This is a genomic window from Vibrio sp. 1249-1, from assembly GCF_033340495.1.
In genome coordinates this window covers 1-559 of sequence record NZ_JAWOWJ010000971.1, presented here as the reverse complement: position 1 = coordinate 559, position 559 = coordinate 1, and the positions used below count along the sequence as shown (strand labels likewise).

1 protein-coding gene is annotated in these 559 nt (G+C 53.7%); it reads left to right on the top strand.

Annotated elements, in window-relative coordinates:
- A partial coding sequence (locus R7Z50_RS29985) for a thermonuclease family protein (protein ID WP_318150082.1) occupies positions 1 to 511 on the top strand: 511 nt, incomplete at its 5' end.
- Positions 512 to 559 lie beyond the last annotated feature (48 nt).

Sequence of the window (559 nt, the reverse complement as noted above, 5' to 3'; positions counted from 1 at the left end):
GAAAAATACGGGGGTTTCAGCGTTCCTGGTAGCCATGCTGGTGGTGGCCCCTCAGGTATGGGCAGAAACCTTTACTGCGAAGGTTGTGGGGGTGTCTGACGGTGATACGGTCAAGGTCCTGACTGAACAAAGCTGTGACTCCGGGAAAGATTGCCGGAGCGGCAAAATCCAGTACCGGGTAAGGCTGGCGGAAATCGACACCCCAGAGAAGAAACAACCCTACGGCTCAAAGGCGAAACAGGCGTTGTCCGATCTGGTGTTTGGTCGAATGATTAAAGTCGAGCAAATCGACAAAGACCGTTATGGCCGTCTGGTCGCCAACCTTTATGTCGATGGCAAATGGGTCAATGCCGAAATGGTCCGTTCTGGGAGTGCGTGGGTGTACCGGCAGTACGCCAAAACACCGGAGCTGTTCAAGCTGGAGGCCGAAGCCAAAGCCGATAAGCGAGGTCTCTGGGCATTACCGGAATCGGAGAGAACTCCCCCTTGGGAGTGGCGAAGAAAGCACTAACCACACCCCAGAGTATGCAGGTGTAAACAGTAACCAAGAAAACAAACA